This is a genomic window from Thalassospira sp. MCCC 1A03138, assembly GCF_002115785.1.
Classification (GTDB): Bacteria; Pseudomonadota; Alphaproteobacteria; order Rhodospirillales; family Thalassospiraceae; genus Thalassospira.
Genome location: NZ_JFJY01000006.1, coordinates 42,961 through 65,011, shown reverse-complemented (window position 1 = coordinate 65,011; position 22,051 = coordinate 42,961). Strand labels below are relative to the sequence as shown.

The window sequence follows — 22,051 nt, the reverse complement described above, 5'->3', positions numbered from 1 at the left end:
GGAACAGCAAAGAGATAAGGGCAAGTGGCCGAGTGGCTGAAGGCGCTCCCCTGCTAAGGGAGTATGGGGTCAAAAGCCCCATCGAGGGTTCGAATCCCTCCTTGTCCGCCATTGATCAAAGCACCCCAAAAGGGTGCTTTTTTCTTTTGGGCTGTGAATAAAACAATCATTTCAAACGTTATCGTAACAGGCGGGGTCGCCAAAGGTGATCTTGGGCCTCATCTATCATGGATCAGCCCAATAACCCGAAGAGGTTGCGATGACATATGTTGGTGAGTTTAAATCCATTGCCAAACCGCTGCTGATTGCTGGTTCTACTATGCTGGCGGTGACGGTTCTGAGCGTTACGGCGGCAGCTGCCAAGCCAATCCCGATGCAGGTAGCACCGCGGGCCGAAATTGCGCAATCGAACGGGTTCAGCGAACAGGAACGGCGCATCATTCTTGATGTTCTTGATGCGGTAGATCAGAATATTGCTGGTGATGATCGTGGGAAGGGCGGCAAGAACAAGGGCAACGGCAAGGGTAAAAACGGGTTGCCTCCCGGTATTGCCATGAAGCTTGAGCGCGGCGGTACCTTGCCCCCGGGGATTGCCAAACGCGACCTTCCGGCCGATTTGCGGTCACGCCTGCCTTATCGTTCGGATGCCATTCGCCAGATTGTCGGCAGTGATGTGGTCCTGATTGAAAAGGGGACCGACATCATCCTTGATGTGATCCGCGACGTTGTGCGCTACTAGCATCGGATGCGCTATGGATAAAGAAAAACGCGGTGAAAATCTCTCCGCGTTTTTTGTTTGCGCCTGCGGTCTTATGATCAGGTGAAGGCGTTGAAGGTGATGATCGTTTGCGTATCCTTGATATGGGGCAGCAGATGGATTTTTTCGTTCACATAGCGCCCGATATCTTGGCCGTCCTCGATATAGACCTTGACCAGCAATTCAAACGGGCCGGAGATCGAATAGACTTCCGAGACCCCTTCGATTTCCTCGACCAGTGCTGTGGCAACGTCGTAGGCTTTGCCCAGATCGCATTTCACGAAAATGAAAAAGGGATGCATCGGTGCGGCTCCGGTATTTGGGGATAAAAATTATGCCCCAAGCTATCGCGGTGCGGCGGTGGTTTCAATCATTACTGCGGCGAATATACGCTGCGTATTACGATTGCGGCGGACGGCGCAGCATTTCAAGATGTTTGATGCGCGCACGCACCTGTTCCGGGTTATGCTGCCCGACCCCTTCAAGCAGGGTTTCAAGCATCACCATGCTGGCCGCCGAGCTATCCCATGTCGTGCCGGTTTCGATACGCACCGGAAAGACGTGACGGGCGAACTGCGCAATCGGGCTGAGCCACTGGTCGGTGAACAGGATGATTTTGGCGTCCTGCCGTACGGCGGCCTCGGCAAAGGCGATGACATCGGCCTGATAGCGCCGGACGTCAAAGACCAGTAAAACATCGCGTTTGCCGACATCGAGAAGGTCTTCGGCCCATTTGGCACTTTGCCCCGAAACGCGCCTAACGTGGCTTCGCATGGTGCGCAGATGTTCATAGGCATATACCGCAAGGGCGGATGTAAACCGCCCTCCCAGCAGATAAACTGATCCTTTGCAATCACCGATCAGTTCGATGGCACTTTGCAGTTCGGCCGGGTTGATATTGGCAAGGCTTGTGCGGATGTTGCTGGTGGTCGCTTCGGCCATTTCATGAAGCAATTCGCCCATTGGATGGCCGGAATGATTGCGCGAGCGGGGCAGGCTGCTTCGGGTTAGGGGCGATTGCAGGCGGGCTTCGAGTTCACCGCGCAGGCGCGCCTGCATATCGGGATAGCTGTCAAAGCCGATCTTGCTGGCAAAACGCAGCACTGTTGGGGCGGAAACGCCACACCGTTCGGCGAAGGTCGCCACCGTTTCAAGGCCGGCCATCGGATAGTTGCCAAGCAGGGCCTGGGCGAGCTTGCGTTCCGATGCGGTCAGCGTATCGGCTTTTTGCGTGATCTGTTCGGCGACTGTCGGTTTCGTTGCCTGCTGCTTCGCATCCAAAGGCGATATTTCCCCGGTTATGCCATTCACACGGAATGGCCAAACACCCGCAAAGTGCGCTTATGCATTGTTCGGGCGCGGTTTACCTTGTCTGACATACAAATACAATGATTGTAATGAATTTTACAATATTTGATATTCTTGTCATCAAAATTGAAATCATGTAACGTTCGTTACAGAGGGGATAAAACCCGTGCCGCAAAAAGCGGTGCAACAATTCAACGGCTTGGCAAAAGTCGGTCGCCCGGGAGGCGGTTCATCACACGGTACGGCCTTGCAAAAGGTGGTGCAGACAAGGGGATGCAATATGGGTTGTCAGGGCTGCGGATACTTCCATCCAGATTTGGTGTTGATGTCCAACCTGTCGGGTTTTTCCGAGCGGTAAGGCATTTTATATCGCCGTTCGCGTCCTTCGGATGCGAACGGAGGGGGTCGTATTGGCAGATGACAGACCAGCCGCTGTTGCGACCGATAGAACAGGGAGATGTTGGGGTGGCGTTAGATGCCTGAATTTATCAAGACCTACGTCAGATGGGTCGATTGCGTTAACCGGATCATCGGCCGGTTTGCGATGTATCTGATCTTTGCGATGCTTGCGGTGCTTTTATATTCGGCTGCGACCAAGCTTATGGAATTTCCGGCCCTTTGGACGCTGGAAACCGCTCAGTTCCTGATGGTGTCGTATTTCCTGCTGGGTGGAGGATATTCCATGCAGCTGGACTCGCACGTTCGGATGGATTTGCTGTATGGCGCATTGTCGCCGCGCAAACAGGCCGGGCTTGATGCAATCACAATCCTGTTTCTGATCTTTTATCTGGCATTTCTGCTGTATGGCGGCGTGTCATCGACCGCCTACGCGTTCGAGTATGGCGAAACCAGCTATTCCGCGTGGTCACCGCCGATGTCGCCGATCAAGGCGATCATGACATTTGGCGTGTTCATGATGCTGCTGCAGGCAATTGCAACCTTCTTCAAAGATGTGGCAGCCGCCCGCGGGGAGAGCCTTTCATGAGTTACGAGATGATCGCTCTTCTGATGTTTTCCACGATGATGCTGATGCTTCTGACCGGGAAACGGGTTTTTGGTGCCATCGGTTTTGTTGCCGTTGTTTTCGCCCTTGGCATGTGGGGGGATGGCGGTTCTGAAATGGCGTTCAGTGCCGCGATGAAGCTGATGAAGTGGTATCCGCTTCTGACGCTGCCGCTGTTTGTCTATATGGGTTACATGCTTTCGGAATCCGGTCTGGCGGATGATCTTTACCGGATGTTCCATGTCTGGATGGGGCCAGTCCGCGGTGGTCTTGCCATCGGGACGATTGTCCTGATGGTCGCGGTGTCGGCCATGAATGGCCTGAGCGTTGCGGGCATGGCGATCGGGGCCAGCATTGCGTTGCCGGAGCTTTTGCGGCGTGGCTATGACAAGGTCATGGTGACCGGCGTGATCCAGGCGGGCAGTTCGCTTGGCATTCTGGTGCCGCCAAGTGTGGTTCTGGTGCTGTATGGCATGATCGCGCGTCAGCCGGTCGGGCAGCTTTGGCTGGCGGGGGTGTTCCCCGGGCTGCTGATGGCGGGCATGTTCATCATCTATATTGCCATTCGCTGCTGGCTGCAGCCCAGCATGGGCCCGGCATTAAGCAAGGACGAACGCGCGGAAATCTCATGGGGCGAGAAGGTCGGCCTGCTGAAAGCCGGGATCGTTCCGCTGTTCATCTTCTTCTCGATGACCGGTCTGTTCCTGATGGGGATTACATCGCTTGTTGAAAGTTCAGCCGTGGGGGCGCTTGCCGCGACCCTTGCCGCCTTGTTCAAGCGCCGCCTGACCCGCGTTGTCATGGAAGAAACCCTGCGCAAGACGCTGTCGATCAGCTGCATGTTCATGTGGATCATTCTGGCGGCCCTTGCCTTCGGGGCGGTTTTTGATGGCCTCGGTGCAGTTCGGGCGATTGAAAGCTTCTTTGTCGATCAGATGGGCCTTGGCCCGTGGCAGATCCTGATCATGATGCAGATTTCCTTCATCATGATGGGCATGTTCCTTGATGACACCGCGATGCTGGTGATCGTCGCACCGCTTTATGTGCCGCTGGTTGGTGCACTTGGTTTCGATCTGGTCTGGTATGGCGTGCTTTATACCATCACCTGTCAGATCGCCTATATGACACCGCCGTTTGGTTACAATCTGTTCCTGATGCGTGCCATGGCCCCGCCAGAGGTGACGTTAAAGGACATCTATAAATCCATCACACCGTTTGTGATCATCATGGCGATGGCGCTTGGCATCGTGATGGCGTTCCCGCAGATCGCGCTGTGGCTGCCGGAATGGCATTACGCGCGGTAAGCAAATGAACCCGATACCGGCGGGGTCGCAGAAGGCCCCGCCGTTCAAAACAAAATCAATTCAGGGGAGGTTTAAATTTCCAACAAGAGGAGGCGCTGCCAGACCCGTAAGGCGGGCAGGGCAGCTAATTAATGCGTTAACGAACTTCATCGATCAGGGAGATGATACAATGACGACGAGACGCGACTTTATGAAGAAAGCCGGTGTTGCAACCGCAGCAGCCGGTACCACGGCGTTTGCCGCACCTTATGTCAAGGCGCAGAACGCCAAGATCACCTGGCGTTTGCAGACCTATGCCGGTCCGGCGCTGGGCGAACATGTGATCAAACCGGCGATTGATGCCTTTAACAAGGTCGCCAATGGCGAAATGGAAATCGAACTTTACTATGCTGATCAGCTGGTTCCGACCGGCGAGTTGTTCCGTGCCATGCAGCGCGGCACTATTGATGCGGTTCAGTCCGATGATGACTCGATTGCGGCTCCGGTGGATATTTCGGTCTTTGGCGGCTATTTCCCGTTCGCGACCCGTTACAGCCTTGACGTTCCGGTCCTGTTTGAAGAATACGGCCTGAACGAAATCTGGGACGAAGCATATAGCGAAGTCGAAGGTGTCAAATGGCTTTCGGCCGGTTCGTGGGACCCGTGCCATTTTGCAACGGTTGATCCGATCAACAGTCTGGAAGACCTTAAAGGCAAGCGTGTCTTTACCTTCCCGACGGCGGGTAAATTCCTGTCGCGCTTTGGCGTTGTTCCGGTCACCCTGCCGTGGGAAGACATCGAGGTTGCCGTTCAGACCGGCGAGCTTGACGGGATCGCATGGTCGGGCATCACCGAGGATTACACGGTCGGTTGGGCCGATGTGACCAACTATTTTCTGACCAACAACATTTCCGGTGCATGGTGTGGCTCGTTCTTCGCCAATGAAGAACGCTGGAACGAACTTCCGGAACATCTGAAAGTTCTGTTCAAGCTGTGCATGGACAGCTCGCACTATTATCGCCAGCATTGGTACTGGGGTGGTGAAGCCAAACTTCGGACCCAGGGTACGAAGCTGAAGCTGACCTCGATCCCGGATGCGGAATGGGCGACGGTCGAAGCCGAAGCACATAAATTCTGGGACGAGATTGCTCAGACTAGCCCGCGTTGCGCCAGAGTCGTGGATATCTTCAAGCAGTATGCTGCGGTGATGGAAAAAGCAGGCAAGCCGTATCGTTACAGCTAAGCCCGTCGGGAACGGTCAATTTTGATTGGGCAGGGCAGCAGATGTTTCATTGGGCACCTGCTGCCCTGTAAACCGGTATTCTTTTGTATTTATGCGAGTTTTGTCCATGTAACAAATAATACAAAATGGCAAAATATTTGTTTAAATGTTCAATGTTGTAATTTACATTACAGACCAAGATGTCACAAGACGCGAAATATAAACGGGCAGGAACCGGTCAATCCGACACAATAACAAAGCCCAAATCACAGGAGGCCGCCGATGCAGGCGAAGGATGTCAAAACCGCCGATGACGCACGAAAACTGATTAAGGAACGAGACATCAAATTCGTCAAAATCGGTATTTTCGACGTCGACGGAATCATGCGCGGCAAATACATGCATCGTGACAAATTCCTGTCGGCACTCGATTCCGGTTTTGCCTTTTGTGATGTGGTTCTGGGCTGGGATTCAAATGACCAGCTTTATGACAAGTCCGAGTTTACTGGCTGGCACACGGCATATCCGGATGCACCGGTGCGCGTGATCCCGGAAAGTTGCCGCGAATTGCCGATGGAGGACGATACAGTCCTGTTCCTTGGTGAGTTCGACGGACGGGCGGAAACCGTTTGCCCGCGTGGCACATTGCGCCGTGTTCTCGAAAAAGCCGATAGCATGGGGTATGACGTTTCGGCCGCCTGCGAATTCGAGTTTTTCCTGTTCGAGGAAGATCCGCATTCTGTGCGCGAGAAGAATTATCGTAATCTTAAGAACATCACGCCGGGTTTTTACGGTTATTCGATGCTGCGTAATTCCGTGCATTCGGAATTCTATCATGACCTGCTTGAACTCGGCGAAAGCATGGATTTCCCGATCGAGGGACTTCATACCGAAACTGGCCCGGGTGTGCTTGAAGCCGCCATCGGTCATGACGATGCATTAAGGGCAGCAGATAAAGCCGCATTGTTCAAGACCTTTACCAAGGTTCTGGCCCAGCGTGCCGGATGGATGGCGACCTTTATGGCGAAATGGTCGCCCGATTGGCCGGGGCAGTCGGGGCATATGCATGTTTCGATAAAGGGCAAGGATGGCCGGGCGGCATTTTATGACGCCAATAAACCGCACAACATGTCCGATGAAATGCGCTGGTTCCTTGGTGGGCAGCAGAAACTTATGCCGGAACTTCTGTCGATGGTGGCCTGTACGGTAAACAGTTATTCGCGGCTGATCCCGGGTTTCTGGGCACCGACGACGGCAACATGGGGAGTTGAAAACCGGACCACGGCGCTTCGCGTCATTCCGGGGAGTGCGAAGTCGCAACGCATTGAATATCGCATTGCTGCGGCGGACATTAACCCCTATATCGCGCTTTCGGCTGCCATCGGTTCTGGACTTTGGGGCATTGAAAACAAGGTGGAGCCCGGCGAAATGGTCGTTGGTAACGCCTATGCGCAGGAATTCCCCGAAGATACGACATTGCCCGCGACCCTTTACGAGGCAGCCGGACGTTTGCGCAAATCCGAGGCGGCAAAATCACTGTTTGGTGAAGAATTCGTGACCCATTACGCCCAGTCGCGGGAATGGGAAGAACGCGAATTCCGCAAGGCGATTACCGACTGGGAAATGCAGCGTTACTTCGAAATCATTTGATCTGTTGCACGCGGCGACGCATCGTCGCTTCGCGCCCGATCACATATCTTAGCGCCCTAACTCATTCTCCAATTGTGAGGCATTATGTCCGAGAGTTTACGCACCATCTCGCCCGTTGATGGATCCGTTTATGTCGAGCGTCCGCTTGCCAGTGCTGCCGAGATCAACAAGGCACTTGATGTTGCCCGCGCCGCACAGGCCGAATGGCGAACTGTGCCGGTCGCAACCCGTCAGGAAATCCTGCGCAAGGCGGTTGCCGCCTTTGTCGCGAAAAAGGATGAAATCGCGGCTGAAATCAGCTGGCAGATGGGCCGCCCGATTTCGCAGGCTGGTGGCGAGGTCAACGGTTTCAAGGAACGTGCGGATTACATGATCGACATCGCCCCCGAGGCGCTTGGCGATTACAATCCGGGCGAGAAGGCCGGTTTTAACCGTTTCATCCGCCGTGAACCATTGGGCGTTGTTGCGATCATCGCGCCGTGGAACTTCCCGTATCTGACGGCCGTGAATGGCGTTGTTCCCGCCCTTATGGCGGGGAATGCGGTGGTGCTGAAACATTCGCACCAGACCCCGCTTTGCGCGGAACGCTTTGCCGAGGCGTTTGAGGCCGCTGGCCTGCCCAAGGGATTGTTCCAGTATCTTCATCTGAGCCATGCGGATGCGGAAAAACTGATGGGCGATATCCGTGTTGATTTCGTCAATTTCACCGGTTCGGTGCCGGGCGGTCACGCAGTTCAGCAAGCGGTGGGTGGCAAGTTCATCGCAACCGGTATGGAGCTTGGCGGGAAAGACCCGGCCTATCTGCGTTCTGACGTCAATATCGATCATGCGGTTGAAAACGTCATTGATGGTGCGTTCTTTAACAGCGGTCAGTCGTGCTGCGGGATTGAACGCATTTACGCCCATGAAAGCGTGTTTGATGCCTTTGTTGAAAAGGCAACCGACCTTGTGTCGCAATACCGCCTTGGCAGCCCGATTGATACGGAAACCAACCTTGGCCCGATGGTGCGGGCGTCATCGGCGGCCTTTGTGCGTGGCCAGATTGCCGATGCCATCCGCGACGGGGCAAAGGCATTGATCGATCCGTCGAAATTTGCCGCCAACAAGGAAGGCACCCCGTATCTGGCGCCGCAGGTTTTGATCAATGTCGATCATTCGATGCGCGTCATGAGTGAGGAAAGCTTTGGCCCGGTGGTCGGCATCATGAAGGTGACGTCCGACGAGGAAGCCATTGCCCTGATGAATGACAGTGAATTCGGCCTGACGGCATCGATCTGGACGGCGGATGAAGATGCTGCCCTTTCGATTGGTGACCGGCTTCAGACTGGAACGGTTTTCATGAACCGTGCAGATTACCTTGATCCGGCACTGGCCTGGACAGGTGTGAAAAGTTCGGGACGTGGATGCACGCTTTCGAAACTGGGTTACGAATCACTGACCCGGCCGAAAAGCTTCCACCTGCGGACCAAGATTTAACGTCGCGTTTGCGCGCAAAGGATACAGAGATGACCAAAAAGATTGTTGGAAACTGGAACTTCCCGACCTCCGTGCGTTTTGGTCCGGGCCGTATTTCAGAACTGGCAGATGCCTGCAAGGCAACCGGCATGAAGAAGCCGTTGCTGATCACCGATGAGGGGCTCAAAGACCTGCCGATGGTGCGCGATGCGATTGCCGCAAACGAAGCCGCAGGACTTCCGACAGGGCTGTTTGCCGGTGTGAAAGGCAATCCGACAGGCAAAAACGTTGAAGACGGTCTGGCGGTCTACCGTGCAGGCGGTCATGACGGTGTGATTGCCTTTGGTGGCGGTTCGGGCCTTGATGCGGCCAAGGCAGTTGCCTTGATGGCGGGGCAGACCCGTCCGATGTGGGATTTCGAAGATATCGGTGACTGGTGGACCCGTGCCGATCCGGCCGGTATCGCGCCGATTGTTGCCGTTCCGACTACATCGGGGACTGGTTCCGAAGTCGGTCGTGCCAGCGTGATCACCAAGGAAGATACGCACGAAAAGAAAATCATCTTCCATCCGAAGATGTTACCAGCCATCGTGATTTCCGATCCGGAACTGACCATTGGCCTGCCGCCGCATGTGACGGCAGCGACCGGTGTCGATGCGTTTGTGCATTGTTTCGAAGCCCATTGTGCGCCGGGTTATCATCCGATGGCGGATGGTGTTGCCCTTGAAGGTATGCGTTTGATTGCTGATGCCCTGCCGCGTGCCTATGACGATGGCAAGGATATCGAAGCGCGGGCTGATATGCTTTCGGCCGCATCGATGGGGGCGACAGCCTTCCAGAAGGGACTTGGCGGTGTTCACGCACTGGCCCATCCGATCGGGGCGATTTTTGATACCCACCATGGTCTGACCAATGCAATCCTTCTGCCGTATGTCATGCGTGCCAACCGCCGCGCGATTGAAGGCAATTGTGAAACGATTTGCCGTTTGCTCGGCCTTGCCGCACCGGGCTTTGATACCCTGTTTGAATGGGTTCTGGCGTTCCGTATCCGTCTTGGCATCGTCAATACGCTGGCGGAAATCGGTGTCGACGTAAACCGTGCCGACGAAGTCGCGACCAAAGCCAAGGGTGATCCGTCCGATGGAGGCAACCCGATTGAACTTTCGGTGGCTGATTATGCCGAAATCTTCCGTCGGGCCTGTGTCGGCGAACTTGGCTAAGTTCAAGAAACGATAACCAGAACAATAACGGGATCAGGGTATTATCATGGAAAACGTCAGAAAAATCCTGATTGTCGATGGCAATCGCCACGAAGTGAATGAATTGAACCGTTCACTGGGGGGATCGCCATCGGGCGAGGGATATGAAACGGCCCTGCGACGCCTTGATCCTGAACTTGATGTTACGATTGTCCGGCCTGCGGATGATGGGCCGGACTGTCTTCCCGACGGTGTGAAGCTTGGCGATTTTGACGGCATCGCTTGGACCGGTTCGGCGCTTAATGCCTATATCGATGAAGATGCCGTTTTAAACCAATTACCATTGGCCAGGGCGACGGTTGAATCCGGTGTGCCGGTATTTGGCAGTTGCTGGGGCATGCAGATTGTCGCCCGCGCCTTTGGCGGCGAAGTGCGTGCATCGCCCAATGGACGCGAGATCGGCGTGGGCCGTATGATCCGCCTGAATCGGGCAGGGGTTGCGCATCCGATGTATCGCGGGAAATCGATTTGTTTTTCGGCACTGACCGTGCATATGGACGAAGTATCGGTTCCGCCAAAGGGGGCGGTAATCCTTGCGGGGAACGAACACAGCCATATTCAGGCATTGGTGATGGAATATGACGGCCTGAAATTCTGGGGCGTGCAATACCATCCCGAATATACGCTGGCTGAGCTTGCCGCGATTTTCCGGCGGTATGGGCAACGGTTGATTGATGCAGGATTGTTTGCCGATCAGGGCGCGCTTGAGACAATGGCGGCCAACTGGATGACATTGCATGAGAACCCGGGCCGACGCGATCTGGCATGGCAATATGGCATTGATAATGATGCGTTGCGCTATGAACGCAGATTGCTGGAACTTGGCAACTGGTTGAAATATTCAGTCGGAAGAAAAGTTGGTTAAATCTTTTCTTTAAAGGCGGTTACGGCGCGTTCCTGAACCGTTTTGTTATCAATGTTCCAGACGGTTGTGCCTTCGGTTTCGGCGGTCAGGCTTGCCATCGCAAGGCCGGTGCCGATGGCATCATCAAAGCTGGTGCCCGGTTTGCTAAAGGTCGTCAGAAAGCCGGAATAGAAGGCATCACCGGCACCATTGACGTCAACAACCCGTGTCGGCAAGGGACGCCAGAACGCGATTTCGCGGTCATCGGCGGATATGACACCCTTGGCACCCAGCGTGATGAGAATATGGGGAATACCATGATCACGCAGGGATTTGATCGCGTTTACCGCGTCATTGATGTCGTTGATTTCAATACCGGATAAAACTTTTGCTTCGGCCCGGTTGGCGATTAGGACATCAAGTTTGTCCAGAAGTGGCTTGAAGCGTGCCGATTTTGACGGGGATACGGTGGCGGCACAAAAGCGTGATGTGCGCTTTTGACCGGCCAGCCAGATCAGAGTTTCGGTTGGCAGATTGGCATCGACCAGCCACCAAGGCCAGTTTTGAATATTTGCCAGTTGATCAGCCAGAAGATCGTATGTCAGGCGGTCATAGATTTCGGCATCCATCAGGCCGAGGGCCAGTTCACCGGTTTCGTCAAGGATGGCGGTGTAACCCGCGGTATGGCCGCCTGGGATTTTGCGTATTTGCCGGGTATCGATACCGATTTCCGACAAGGAGCGGATGATCTGATCGCCGTCGCCATCGTCGCCGACCGCACCCAGCATGCCGACATTACATCCCAGCAACCGCAGGTGAACCGCGATATTGCGACTGACGCCACCGGGCTTGCGGTGCAGGGTCCGGACAGGGTTTGACGCCGCAGGCACGAATGTTTCCGTGCATTGCAGGGTTCGGTCAAAATGGGCTGCACCAAGGCAAAGGATGTTGCTGGCTTGGTTGATCAAGATGATGCTCTGTTTATTGTTAAACGGTCTTTGATGGCTGGCGCAAAGTCATAATCTGCGGGGTCAATTCAACGCAAGCAAAACAAGAAGGGCGGCGTACGGGATCATCGTGCGCCGCCCTTTGGCTAACTCGGTTGGTTCGGGTTTATTTCATCATGATACGATCATGGGTTGCCGGGGTCATCGGTGAATTCATGCTGATGTATTCCGCCACTGCCTGTTCAAGGTTCGGACCGAAATCATAGACATCGGTTGCGTTATCGCAGAACAGGGCATAGCCATCCCCGCCATTGCGCATGAAGTCGTTCGAAACAACGCCATACGTTTTGGCCGGGTCAATCGGAACGAAAGTACCGCCTTCATCGACCATAACGTTGGATATGCGTGATCCGACCGGAGCGTTAAGGTCCAGATCGAATTTCAGACCGGAAACCTGTGGGAACTGGCCCTTGCCCTCGGATACCATTGATACGCCATGTTCAAGGGACGCCACGACATCGGCACCGGTCAGTTTGAAGGTTGCCAGAGCATTCTGGAACGGCAGAACCGTCAGGACTTCGCCCATTGTCACGGTACCTTCGTCAATGCTGGCACGGATACCGCCACCATTCTGGATGGCGATCTGATACCCTTCGCCAGCTTTCCACAGCATGGCATCGGCAATCAGGGAACCCATAGCGCATTCCATCGCGCGGCAGCTTTCACGCGATCCATCGGCGGCCGTGGTGAAGCTTCCGACCTCAACCGTGCGAATGGCATCTACCGCACCGCTGACTTCGGCGATTTTCGCCAGAACGTCTTCGGCGGGTTTGATGCTGGCATCAAGAGTGATCGGTTCACCCGACCACGCCTTTGCAACACCGTCATCGTCAAAGGTGACCTCAAGCGCGCCGAGATAGCGGCTATAGGCGTAGGCCTGAACGACAAGAACAGGTTTGCCATCCGGTGCGGTTTCAACAACCGGGTAGGGATAGTCGGCCTTTTCATTGGTGTTCGAGAATAGCTGGTTATCGTGGCCACCGACGATAACATCAATGCCGCTGACGGTTTTTGCCAGTTCAAAATCCTTGTAGGACCCGGAATGGCTCATAACGATGATTTTGTTGATGCCCTTCAGGCGCAGACGGGCCACGGAATAGCGCAACGCCATTTCGGAATCGGTAATGCTGACATGATCGCCCGGGCTGGAGATATCCGGGGTTTCTTCGGTGGTGATGCCGATCAGACCGATTTTCTCGCCACCGACTTCGACGATGGTGTCAGGCTTGATGAAGCCTTCAAGGCCGGAACCGCCAAGTGGTTTTACGTTGGCCGACAGAACCGGAATTTTGCTGGCCTTGATGAAGGCGGCAAGAACATCGGGACCGTCGTCAAATTCGTGGTTGCCGATGGTCATGGCATCATAGCCCGCCATTGCCATCAGTTCGGCGGTCAGTTCGCCCTTGTAGGTCGAATAATAAAGCGACCCCTGGAACTGATCGCCGCCGTCCAGGACAAGGACATTGCCGCCCATGGCGCGATTGTCGCGAATGGCAGTTGCAAGGCGCGCATAACCGCCAAAGCATTTGCCTTCGGTTTCGTCTTCTGCGCTGCAGCTGTTGTTGTATTTGGTAACTGATTCAACGCGATCATGAACGTCGTTGGTATGCAGGATACGAAGATCATAATCCGCAAGTGCCGAACCGGCACCAAAAGTCAGCATCGTACAGGCCGAAAGAAGCCCGGCAATTTTCCGTTTCATTTTTTATCTCCGAACAAGCCGTTGCACCGGGATCCCTCGCCCCGGCGTGGCATGAAAAGTCAAATCCCTGAACGCACGCGATCCTAGCATTAAAATTCCGGCGGGGGTACGCCCGGTTGATGACGTGACGGTTAAATTGTCGATCTGCATTTGTTCGGGCGGGGAGTTGTATTTTCATTGCAATGCAGAATCGGACGGCGCCGTTTTCGGGGCAGCAGGCCGAATTGCAGAAATGGCGCGCAGTGCGATTATGAAATTCTTTGAGAAATAGTATTGGCAGCGGCTGAAATGTCAGCGTTTGCTAATGCGGTAAAAACTAAGGGAAACCCCGCAGATAGACGGCAAAATGACAAGCTGGGGTAGAATGCATTCTGACCGAATGGACAGGTTTTGTGTTAATGGTCCGTGCTCTGCTATTTACAGAGTACCGTATTTTGTAGTTACCATAGGCGTTCTGTAGCAGATACGCACAAGAGGCACCGGTGTCCGGGGCAAAAAGGCGGTGCTGCTGCATGAAACACTTTTTCGATGAGGGAGTCCTGCCGGTTAAGGGCGCTGGCGGGATATAAAAGAGAATCAAGCAATAGAAGGGCATCGGAATGAAAAAGCTTCTGACCTCCATGGTCGCGGCTGTTGCATGCTATGCAGGTGTAGCAAGCGCAGCAGAAATCAATCCGGCAGTCGTTTACGACATGGGTGGCCGTTTTGACCGTTCGTTTAACCAGGGCGCATATAACGGTGCCGAAAAATACAAGGCCGACAAGGGCGTCGAGTATCGCGATTTCGAGATCCAGAACGATTCGCAGCGCGAACAGGCAATGCGCAACTTCGCACGCCGTGGCATGAACCCGATTGTTGCAATCGGCTTCTCGCAGGCGTCCGCCCTTGAGAAAGTTGCAACCGAATTCCCCGATACCAAGTTCACGATCGTTGATATGGTTGTTGACCTGCCGAACGTTCAGTCGGTGGTTTTCAAGGAACATGAAGGTTCGTTCCTGGTTGGTGTTCTTGCGGCGATGGCATCGAAAACCGGTAAGGTCGGTTTCATCGGTGGCATGGACATTCCGTTGATCCGTAAATTTGCCTGTGGTTATGCACAGGGCGTTAAACACGCCAATGGCGATGCCGAAGTTTTCCAGAACATGACCGGCACCACCGGTGCGGCTTGGAATGACCCGGTTAAAGGTGGCGAGCTTGCGAAATCGCAGTTCGACCGAGGTGCTGACGTTGTCTATCACGCAGCAGGCGGCACCGGTGTCGGTGTTCTGCAGGCGGCGGCAGATGCCGGCAAGCTTGGTATCGGCGTTGACTCCAACCAGAATGCTCTGCATCCGGGGTCGGTTCTGACCTCAATGCTCAAACGTGTTGACGTTGCTGTTTATGAAGCGTTCGACGCGGCAGCCAACGATACATGGAAGCCGGGCGTTACCGTTCTTGGCCTTGCCGAAGGCGGTGTTGACTGGGCACTTGACGAGAACAACGAAAAGCTTATCACCGACGACATGAAAGCGGCTGTTGCCAAAGCCAAGGAAGACATCATTTCCGGCAACCTTGAAGTCCACGATTATATGAGCGACAGCGCCTGCCCGATGTAAGGCAGGACGAACAAACCGGGGATTTGTAGTGTCGGATACGATGCATCAAATGCACGGCGCCGGGGAGACCGGTGCCGTGCAGCCCGCTATTGAATTGCGCGGTATAGACAAGCGGTTCGGTGCGGTACACGCGAATAAATCAATCGATCTGAAAGTCGAAAAAGGCACGATTCACGGCATCGTCGGGGAAAACGGTGCAGGGAAATCGACCTTGATGAGCATTCTATACGGCTTTTATCAGGCCGATGGGGGCACCATCCATGTCGATGGCAGGCTTTGCGATATAAAGGGATCCGAAGACGCTATTGCGGTCGGGATCGGCATGGTTCATCAGCACTTCATGCTGGTGGAGCCCTTTACGGTTCTTGAAAACGTTATTCTGGGTGTCGAGGGTGGGGCGATCCTGCGCGAGGGCGTTGATAAAGCCCGCGGGGAGCTTAAACGTCTGGAGCGTGAATATGCGCTTGACGTTAATCCCGATGCCATTGTTGGTGACCTATCTGTTGGCTTGCAGCAGCGCGTTGAAATTCTGAAGGCCCTTTATCGGGGGGCCGAAATTCTAATTCTGGACGAGCCGACCGGGGTTCTGACCCCGCAGGAAGCCGATCATCTGTTCCGCATTCTGGAAACCCTGAAACAGCAGGGAAAAACGGTTGTTCTGATCACGCATAAGCTGCGCGAAATCATGGCGGCAACGGACAATGTTTCCGTGATGCGCCAGGGTGAAATGGTGGCCCATCGCAAAACGGCCGAAACCAGCCCCGAAGAACTTTCCGAACTGATGGTCGGCCGCAAGGTGCTGTTGCGTCTTGAAAAGGGTGAAGCCGCACCGGCAGCAACGGTTCTTGAAGTCGATAATCTGTGCGTTGAAACATCGCAGGGTGTGCGCAAGGTAAAGAATGCCAGCTTTTCGGTGCGCGCCGGCGAGATCGTCGGCATTGCCGGGGTTTCCGGCAACGGGCAAAGCGAACTTCTTGAAGCGCTTGGCGGGATACGTGCGGTAACCGAAGGCCAGGTCCTGTTAAACGGGCAGGATGTGACGCCGGGTCGTGGTGTGGATGCGGCCGAACTGCGAAAGCGTGGTGTCGCCCATGTGCCTGAAGATCGCCATCGCATGGCAATGGTGACGTCATTTTCGGCCAAGGAAGCCGCTATTCTAGGTTATGAGGATGACGCTTCCTATCAGAAGGGTCTTTTCCTTAACTGGCATGCGATTTCCGATGCGACGAAGCATCTGATGTCAGAATTCGACGTGCGCCCGAACGATCCCGATCTGAAAGCAGCCAATTTTTCCGGCGGCAACCAGCAGAAGCTGGTTCTGGCGCGTGAAATCATGCGCGATCCGGAGCTTCTTCTGGTTGGTCAGCCGACGCGCGGTGTCGATATCGGTGCCATCGAATTCATTCACAAACGTATTGTTGCGATGCGTGATGCTGGCAAGGCCGTTTTGCTGGTATCCGTCGAACTGGACGAAATCATGTCTCTTGCCGACCGCATACTGGTGATGTGTGATGGAGCCATCATCGGTGAAGTTTCTGCTGCTGATGCTAATGAACGGGTGCTTGGCCTGATGATGGCCGGGGTTGATCCCCATGAAGCCAAAGCCGCGGAGGGGCAGTCATGAGTGACAGTGTTCAACTGCCGCGCTGGATTGATGTCGGCGCGTTGCCGCTGCTTAATCTTTTGCTGGCACTCGTCGTTTCGGGGCTTGTTGTTCTGGCGATTGGTGAAAGACCGACGCAAGTCGTTGAAATCCTGCTTTATGGTGCGTTCGGCTATGAAGAGGCGTGGGGTTATACGCTTTATTACACCACCAACTTCATCTTTACCGGTCTGGCCTTTGCCGTGGCATTCCATTGCGGGCTGTTCAATATCGGTGCCGAGGGGCAGGCCTATGTCGGGGGGCTTGGTGTCATTCTGGCGGCCCTTTACCTTGATTTCCTGCCATTCCCGATCATGCTGATCGTTGCCATTCTGGCCTCGGCAATTTTCGGTGCGGCATGGGCCTATATACCTGCTTATTTGCAGGCGCGTCGCGGGTCGCATGTCGTGATCACCACGATCATGTTCAACTTCATTGCATCGTCACTGATGGTTTATCTGCTGGTCAATGTTCTGCGTCCGCAGGGATCAATGACCCCGGAAAGCGAACAGATCGCCGAACATCTGCGTTTACCGTTCATTCACGACATTGCCGCAGGCCTTGGTCTGGAGATGGCAAGTAGCCCGCTGAACCTGTCGTTTGTTTATGCGCTTGTTTGCAGTGTTCTGGTGTGGCTGTTCATCTGGCATACAAGATGGGGGTATGCGATCCGCACCGTGGGTGCCAATGCGGTTGCCGCGACCTATGCCGGGATCGAGCCGGGGCGTTACATCATCATGGCGATGATGATTTCAGGTGCGCTTTCGGCCTTCATGGCGCTTAACGAAGTGATGGGCGTGCAGCACCGGTTGCTGATCGATTTTACGGCCGGTTATGGCTTTGTCGGGATCGCGGTTGCCCTGATGGGGCGCAATCACCCGTTTGGTATTTTTCTGGCGGCATTGCTGTTTGGGATGCTGTATCAGGGCGGGGCGGAGCTCAGCTTTGAAATTCCGACGATTTCAAACGATATGGTCGTGGTTATTCAGGGACTTGTGATCCTGTTTACCGGTGCGATGGAACATATGTTCCGTCCGCGCGTGACCCGGATTTATACAGCGTGGCATTTGCGCCGCCGTGCGCAGGAGGCCGCATAATGGATAATTTTGAACTGGTTATCCTGCTTCTGGATGCGACGCTTCGGACATCGACCCCGCTTATTCTTGCCGCACTAGCCGGGATGTTTTCAGAACGGTCCGGCACGATCAACCTTGCACTTGAAGGCATGATGCTGGGCGGGGCGTTTTCGGCGGCGGCTGTTGCCTACTATGTCGGAAATCCCTGGGCCGGCTTGCTGGCGGCAATTGCAACGACGATCTGCCTTTCGCTTCTGCATGGTTTTGCCTGCATCACGCATAAGGGCAATCAGGTCGTATCGGGCATGGCGATCAATATCCTGATGTCGGGCCTGACGGCACTTGTCGGGATTGCCCTGTTTGCGCAGGGCGGTAAGACTCCGTCGCTTGATCATGAATCGCGGTTCCAGCCGATTACCTTGCCCGGCGCGGATGCCGTTGCCGATGTCCCGGTTCTGGGATCGATTTATTCAGAATTGCTGAGCGGTCATAACATTCTTGTCTATGTCGCATTTCTGGCAGTACCAGCCGCGTGGTGGGTGATGTATCGCACCCGTTTCGGTTTGCGTCTGCGTGCGGTTGGCGAAAATCCGGGGGCGGTTGACACCGCCGGTATTGGCGTGGTCGCCATGCGGTATCGTGCGGTGATTTGCAGTGGCGTTCTTGTCGGTATGTCGGGTGCGTATCTGTCGACCGCGCAGGGGGCGTCGTTCCTGCAGGATATGACGGCGGGCAAGGGTTATATTGCGCTGGCGGCGATGGTATTTGGTAAATGGCGGCCTTTCCCGGCACTGTTTGCGTGCCTGCTGTTTGGTTTCCTTGATGCCGCGGCAACCCGCATGCAGGGTGTTATCCTGCCGGGGATTGGCGAGGTACCGGTGCAACTGGTGCAGGCATTGCCCTATGTTTTGACGGTGATCCTGCTGGCGGGCTTTATTGGCCGCGCCATTCCGCCGAAATCGCTTGGTCGTCCGTATGTGAAGGAACGCTGATCGCGTTGCGGTCCGCTTTCTGGTCCGGCATATCTGGCAAACGAGGCTGTGATGAATTGCAAACAGGTCTTTTTCATCATTGCCGTTCTGGCCGTTTCGCTGCCTGCTAAGGTTTGCGCCGTACAGGCCGCTGGAAATTACGCCGATAGTTGTTTATTCGACCGGTGCCGCGTGGAACGACCACGATCCCCGGTGCCGAACTGGCAGCGACACAGATCGGTCCTGGTGCGGATGTTGTTTTGCTACTGGCCGGTGGCACGGGAATTGGTATTTTGCACGTAACAGCAGATGCCGGAAAGCTTGGGATTGTATCGGATGCAAACCAGAACGGACTGCATCCGGAATCGGTTCTGACATCGATGGTTAAGCATGTCGATGCCACAGCTTTCGAGGCATTCGCGGCCGCGCGAGATGGGGACTGGAAACGGGGTATTCTCAGTCTTGGCCTTGCCGAAGGCGGCGTTGACTGGACGTTAGACGATTTTAACAGGGACCTGATCACGCCTGCGATGAAGGATGCGGCCGATGCGGCGCGCAACGACATCATCAACGGCAGGTTTACGGTTCACGACTATATGCAAGATGGAACCTGCCCGCGTTAAGCGGCAGGAAAAACAGGATAAGACATATGACATCGCAAACTGTAACCGACGCCCCGCGCGATTTGATTGACGCGGCACTTGCCGCGCGTGACAAGGCGTATGCGCCATATTCAAAGTTTTATGTCGGGGCAGCACTTCGGACGGAAGGTGGTCAGATCATTGCCGGATGCAATGTTGAAAACGCAGCCTATCCCGAAGGTGTTTGTGCCGAGGCCGGGGCGATTTCGGCAATGGTTTTGTCGGGTGAAACCAAGTTTGATGAAATCGTCGTTGTCGGGCTGGGGGATGTTGCCTGTACACCATGTGGTGGTTGTCGCCAGAAAATCCGGGAATTCACCGGATCGGATGCAACGATTTATATCATCAATGATGCAGGCAAAACGCTTCTGACCCTGACGCGTGAAGAGCTTATTCCCCATTCCTTCGGGCCGGAGAATTTGAAATGAGCAAAGTCAAAGCCGCATTGGACGTCATTGCCGCTAAGGCGCCGGGCTTTAGGGCCCAGGTCGCACTTGTTCTTGGCAGTGGGCTGGGGGGCGTTATTGACGCGGTCAGTGATGCGATCAGGATTTCCTATGCCGAACTACCGGGCTTTCCCAGGCCGACGGTGGAGGGCCATGGCGGGCAGTTGGTGCTTGGCAGGATTGGTGGTGTATCGGTTGCCGTCATGCAGGGCCGGGCGCATTATTATGAACATGGCCGTTCGGATTTGATGAGTGAGCCGCTTGAAACATTGCGTGAATTGGGTACCGACCGGCTTATCCTGACCAATGCTGCGGGCTCGCTGATCCCCGAGGCATCACCGGGGAACCTGATGCTGATTACGGATCATATCAGCCTATTTGGGCCCAACCCACTGATCGGATATCATGGCAATGATCGTTTTGTCGGGATGGATGTGCCGTATGATCCGGAAATAGGATCGGGGTTGAAAAATACTGCGGCCGAGCTTGGCATTGACCTGTTTGAAGGGACTTATTGCTGGTGCACCGGGCCGAGCTTTGAAACGCCGGCCGAAATTCGCGCGCTTAAGACTTTTGGGGCGGATGCGGTGGGCATGTCGACCGTGCCGGAAAACATTCTTGCCCGGCGTCTGGGATTCCGGGTGGCGGCAGTTTCAAACATCACCAATCTGGCCGCTGGCATGGGCCCGACCGCTCTTAGTCATGAACAGACACTTGAAATGGCGAAAGAAGGATCTGCAAATTTGATCAAGATCCTGCTGCGTTATTTTTCAAGTGATGCATGAAGATTTTTTGATCGGGTTTGGAAACGTAATTCAATAATAAGCGCGCAGGAGAAAGCATATGCTGCCGCAGGAAATCATTCGCCGTAAACGTGAAGGCGAAGTACTGACAGACGCCGAAATCGCCTTTTTCGTAAAGGGCATTGCCGATGAAAGCATCAGCGAGGGGCAGGTGGCCGCCCTTGCCATGGCGGTTTTCTTTAACGGCATGACCATGGATGAGCGCGCGGCGCTGACGCGAAATATGCGTGATTCCGGGACCGTACTTGATTGGAAGGCGCTTGGCCTTGACGGGCCGATTGTCGACAAGCATTCGACTGGTGGGGTTGGCGACAAGGTCAGCCTGATGCTGGGGCCGATTGTTGGTGCGTGCGGTGCTTTTGTTCCGATGATTTCGGGAAGGGGCCTTGGCCATACGGGCGGGACGCTGGACAAATTTGATTCCATCCCGGGCTATCGTACCGCACCGACCCTGGATGAATTTGCCAAGGTCACGCGTGAAGTAGGCTGCGCCATCATCGGACAGACTGCCGATCTTGCCCCTGCGGACAAGCGTTTTTATGGCATTCGCGATGTTACTGCGACGGTAGAAAGCATTCCGTTGATTACCGCATCGATCCTGTCGAAAAAGCTGGCGGCAGGTCTGGATGCGCTGGTGATGGATGTTAAATTCGGATCGGGTGCCTTCATGAATGAATATGATCGTGCGCGCGAGCTGGCCGAAAGCATCACCGAAGTCGCAACCCGCAATGGTGTGCCGACAACGGCCCTTTTGACTGATATGGAACAGGTTCTGGGCGATACGGTTGGCAACGCGCTTGAAATGCACGAAGCAGTTGATTTCCTGACCGGCAAGCATCAGGAACAGAGGGTTTATGATGTCACGATGGCGTTGGCAGCGGAAATGCTGTCATTGACCGGCGTTGCAACCGATGTCGCTGATGGTTTGCAGAAAGCAAGCGACGCCCTGACATCGGGCAAGGCAGCCGAAGTATTTGGCAAAATGGTATCGGCCCTTGGCGGTCCAGCCGATTTTATCGAAAACACATCGGCCCATCTTGAAGTAGCTCCGATGATTAAGTCCGTCAGCGCGGCGAAGACCGGGCGGGTTGTATCGATGGATGCCCGCAAGGTTGGTCTGGCGCTGGTTGCGTTGAAAGGTGGCCGGACGCGCGCCGATCAGAAGATCGACTTTGCTGTCGGCTTTACCGATTTCATCAAGGTCGGGCAGGCCGTTTCGGCCGAAACGCCGCTTTGTATCGCTCATGTCCGTGATCAGGCACAGCTTGACGAGGCGACGGCGCTGTTGCGCGAGGCAATCGTAATTGGCGATGGCGAAGTCGCCAGAACCGGTTCCGCCGCCGCAGTACGCGAACGGATCGTTGCTCGCACCAAAGGGTGATCACAC

20 protein-coding genes and 1 tRNA gene are annotated in these 22,051 nt (G+C 54.9%); 17 read left to right on the top strand and 4 right to left on the bottom strand.

The window, feature by feature from the left end:
* Positions 1 to 18 precede the first annotated feature (18 nt).
* Positions 19 to 111: transfer RNA gene (locus TH468_RS13335), tRNA-Ser, on the top strand.
* A gap of 148 nt (positions 112 to 259) precedes the next feature.
* Positions 260 to 739 (top strand): hypothetical protein, encoded by a 480-nt coding sequence (locus tag TH468_RS13330; protein WP_085644880.1) that lies wholly within the window; start codon positions 260 to 262, stop codon positions 737 to 739.
* A gap of 77 nt (positions 740 to 816) precedes the next feature.
* Here the strand turns inward: TH468_RS13330 and TH468_RS13325 are convergent, their stop codons facing one another.
* Positions 817 to 1,059, bottom strand: a complete 243-nt coding sequence (locus TH468_RS13325; protein WP_007089884.1) for an Lrp/AsnC ligand binding domain-containing protein — start codon at positions 1,057 to 1,059, stop codon at positions 817 to 819.
* A gap of 97 nt (positions 1,060 to 1,156) precedes the next feature.
* Positions 1,157 to 2,038 (bottom strand): MurR/RpiR family transcriptional regulator, encoded by an 882-nt coding sequence (locus TH468_RS13320; protein WP_168177141.1) that lies wholly within the window; start codon positions 2,036 to 2,038, stop codon positions 1,157 to 1,159.
* Positions 2,039 to 2,540: 502 nt separating this feature from the next.
* On the opposite strand from TH468_RS13320, the gene TH468_RS13315 reads away from it, so the two are divergent.
* The 7 genes from TH468_RS13315 to TH468_RS13285 all read left to right on the top strand — a co-directional run bounded on the left by TH468_RS13315 (position 2,541) and on the right by TH468_RS13285 (position 10,802).
* On the top strand, positions 2,541 to 3,050 hold the full coding sequence (locus tag TH468_RS13315) for a TRAP transporter small permease subunit (RefSeq protein ID WP_037987544.1): 510 nt from the start codon (positions 2,541 to 2,543) through the stop codon (positions 3,048 to 3,050).
* A complete protein-coding gene (locus TH468_RS13310; RefSeq protein WP_085644876.1) occupies positions 3,047 to 4,372 on the top strand; it encodes a TRAP transporter large permease subunit in 1,326 nt (441 codons plus the stop codon). The genes TH468_RS13315 and TH468_RS13310 overlap by 4 nt, the downstream gene beginning before the upstream one ends.
* 169 nt (positions 4,373 to 4,541) lie before the next feature.
* A complete protein-coding gene (locus TH468_RS13305) occupies positions 4,542 to 5,594 on the top strand; it encodes a TRAP transporter substrate-binding protein (RefSeq protein ID WP_085644874.1) in 1,053 nt (350 codons plus the stop codon).
* A gap of 261 nt (positions 5,595 to 5,855) precedes the next feature.
* Positions 5,856 to 7,223 carry a glutamine synthetase family protein gene (locus tag TH468_RS13300; protein ID WP_062949094.1) on the top strand — a complete coding sequence of 456 codons (1,368 nt, stop codon included), beginning with the start codon at positions 5,856 to 5,858 and terminating at the stop codon, positions 7,221 to 7,223.
* An 84-nt stretch (positions 7,224 to 7,307) separates the two neighbouring features.
* Positions 7,308 to 8,699 carry an aldehyde dehydrogenase family protein gene (locus tag TH468_RS13295; protein WP_085644872.1) on the top strand — a complete coding sequence of 464 codons (1,392 nt, stop codon included), beginning with the start codon at positions 7,308 to 7,310 and terminating at the stop codon, positions 8,697 to 8,699.
* Between the two features lie 29 nt (positions 8,700 to 8,728).
* Complete coding sequence (locus TH468_RS13290; RefSeq protein ID WP_085644870.1) at positions 8,729 to 9,898, top strand: iron-containing alcohol dehydrogenase; 1,170 nt, start codon at positions 8,729 to 8,731, stop codon at positions 9,896 to 9,898.
* Positions 9,899 to 9,944: 46 nt separating this feature from the next.
* Positions 9,945 to 10,802 carry a type 1 glutamine amidotransferase gene (locus TH468_RS13285; protein ID WP_085644868.1) on the top strand — a complete coding sequence of 286 codons (858 nt, stop codon included), beginning with the start codon at positions 9,945 to 9,947 and terminating at the stop codon, positions 10,800 to 10,802.
* Here TH468_RS13285 and TH468_RS13280 read toward each other — a convergent pair.
* On the bottom strand, positions 10,799 to 11,749 hold the full coding sequence (locus tag TH468_RS13280; RefSeq protein WP_085644866.1) for a carbohydrate kinase family protein: 951 nt from the start codon (positions 11,747 to 11,749) through the stop codon (positions 10,799 to 10,801). The two genes, TH468_RS13285 and TH468_RS13280, sit on opposite strands and share 4 nt — an antisense overlap.
* Positions 11,750 to 11,894: 145 nt before the next feature.
* Positions 11,895 to 13,490, bottom strand: a complete 1,596-nt coding sequence (locus tag TH468_RS13275; protein ID WP_085644864.1) for a bifunctional UDP-sugar hydrolase/5'-nucleotidase — start codon at positions 13,488 to 13,490, stop codon at positions 11,895 to 11,897.
* Positions 13,491 to 14,089: 599 nt separating this feature from the next.
* Here TH468_RS13275 and TH468_RS13270 point away from each other — a divergent pair.
* The 8 genes from TH468_RS13270 (at position 14,090) to deoA (ending at position 22,045) form a co-directional block, all read left to right on the top strand.
* Positions 14,090 to 15,085, top strand: a complete 996-nt coding sequence (locus TH468_RS13270) for a BMP family protein (protein WP_085644862.1) — start codon at positions 14,090 to 14,092, stop codon at positions 15,083 to 15,085.
* 49 nt (positions 15,086 to 15,134) lie between these two features.
* Positions 15,135 to 16,709, top strand: coding sequence for an ABC transporter ATP-binding protein (locus TH468_RS13265; RefSeq protein WP_085645288.1), 1,575 nt, complete (start codon positions 15,135 to 15,137; stop codon positions 16,707 to 16,709).
* A complete protein-coding gene (locus TH468_RS13260; protein ID WP_085644860.1) occupies positions 16,706 to 17,824 on the top strand; it encodes an ABC transporter permease in 1,119 nt (372 codons plus the stop codon). Before TH468_RS13265 ends, TH468_RS13260 begins: the two co-directional genes overlap by 4 nt.
* Positions 17,824 to 18,795 carry an ABC transporter permease gene (locus tag TH468_RS13255; RefSeq protein ID WP_085644858.1) on the top strand — a complete coding sequence of 324 codons (972 nt, stop codon included), beginning with the start codon at positions 17,824 to 17,826 and terminating at the stop codon, positions 18,793 to 18,795. The genes TH468_RS13260 and TH468_RS13255 overlap by 1 nt, the downstream gene beginning before the upstream one ends.
* Positions 18,796 to 18,944: 149 nt before the next feature.
* The gene (locus tag TH468_RS13250; protein ID WP_210402249.1) at positions 18,945 to 19,397 is read left to right on the top strand and encodes a BMP family protein; all 453 of its coding nucleotides are present in this window, start codon (positions 18,945 to 18,947) and stop codon (positions 19,395 to 19,397) included.
* A 17-nt stretch (positions 19,398 to 19,414) separates the two neighbouring features.
* Positions 19,415 to 19,843, top strand: a complete 429-nt coding sequence (cdd, locus tag TH468_RS13245) for a cytidine deaminase (RefSeq protein WP_256376259.1) — start codon at positions 19,415 to 19,417, stop codon at positions 19,841 to 19,843.
* Positions 19,840 to 20,646 carry a purine-nucleoside phosphorylase gene (locus TH468_RS13240; RefSeq protein ID WP_085644852.1) on the top strand — a complete coding sequence of 269 codons (807 nt, stop codon included), beginning with the start codon at positions 19,840 to 19,842 and terminating at the stop codon, positions 20,644 to 20,646. Before cdd ends, TH468_RS13240 begins: the two co-directional genes overlap by 4 nt.
* A 58-nt stretch (positions 20,647 to 20,704) precedes the next feature.
* Positions 20,705 to 22,045: a thymidine phosphorylase gene (gene deoA / locus TH468_RS13235; RefSeq protein ID WP_085644850.1), complete on the top strand. Its 1,341-nt coding sequence runs from the start codon at positions 20,705 to 20,707 to the stop codon at positions 22,043 to 22,045.
* The last annotated feature ends 6 nt before the right edge of the window (positions 22,046 to 22,051 follow it).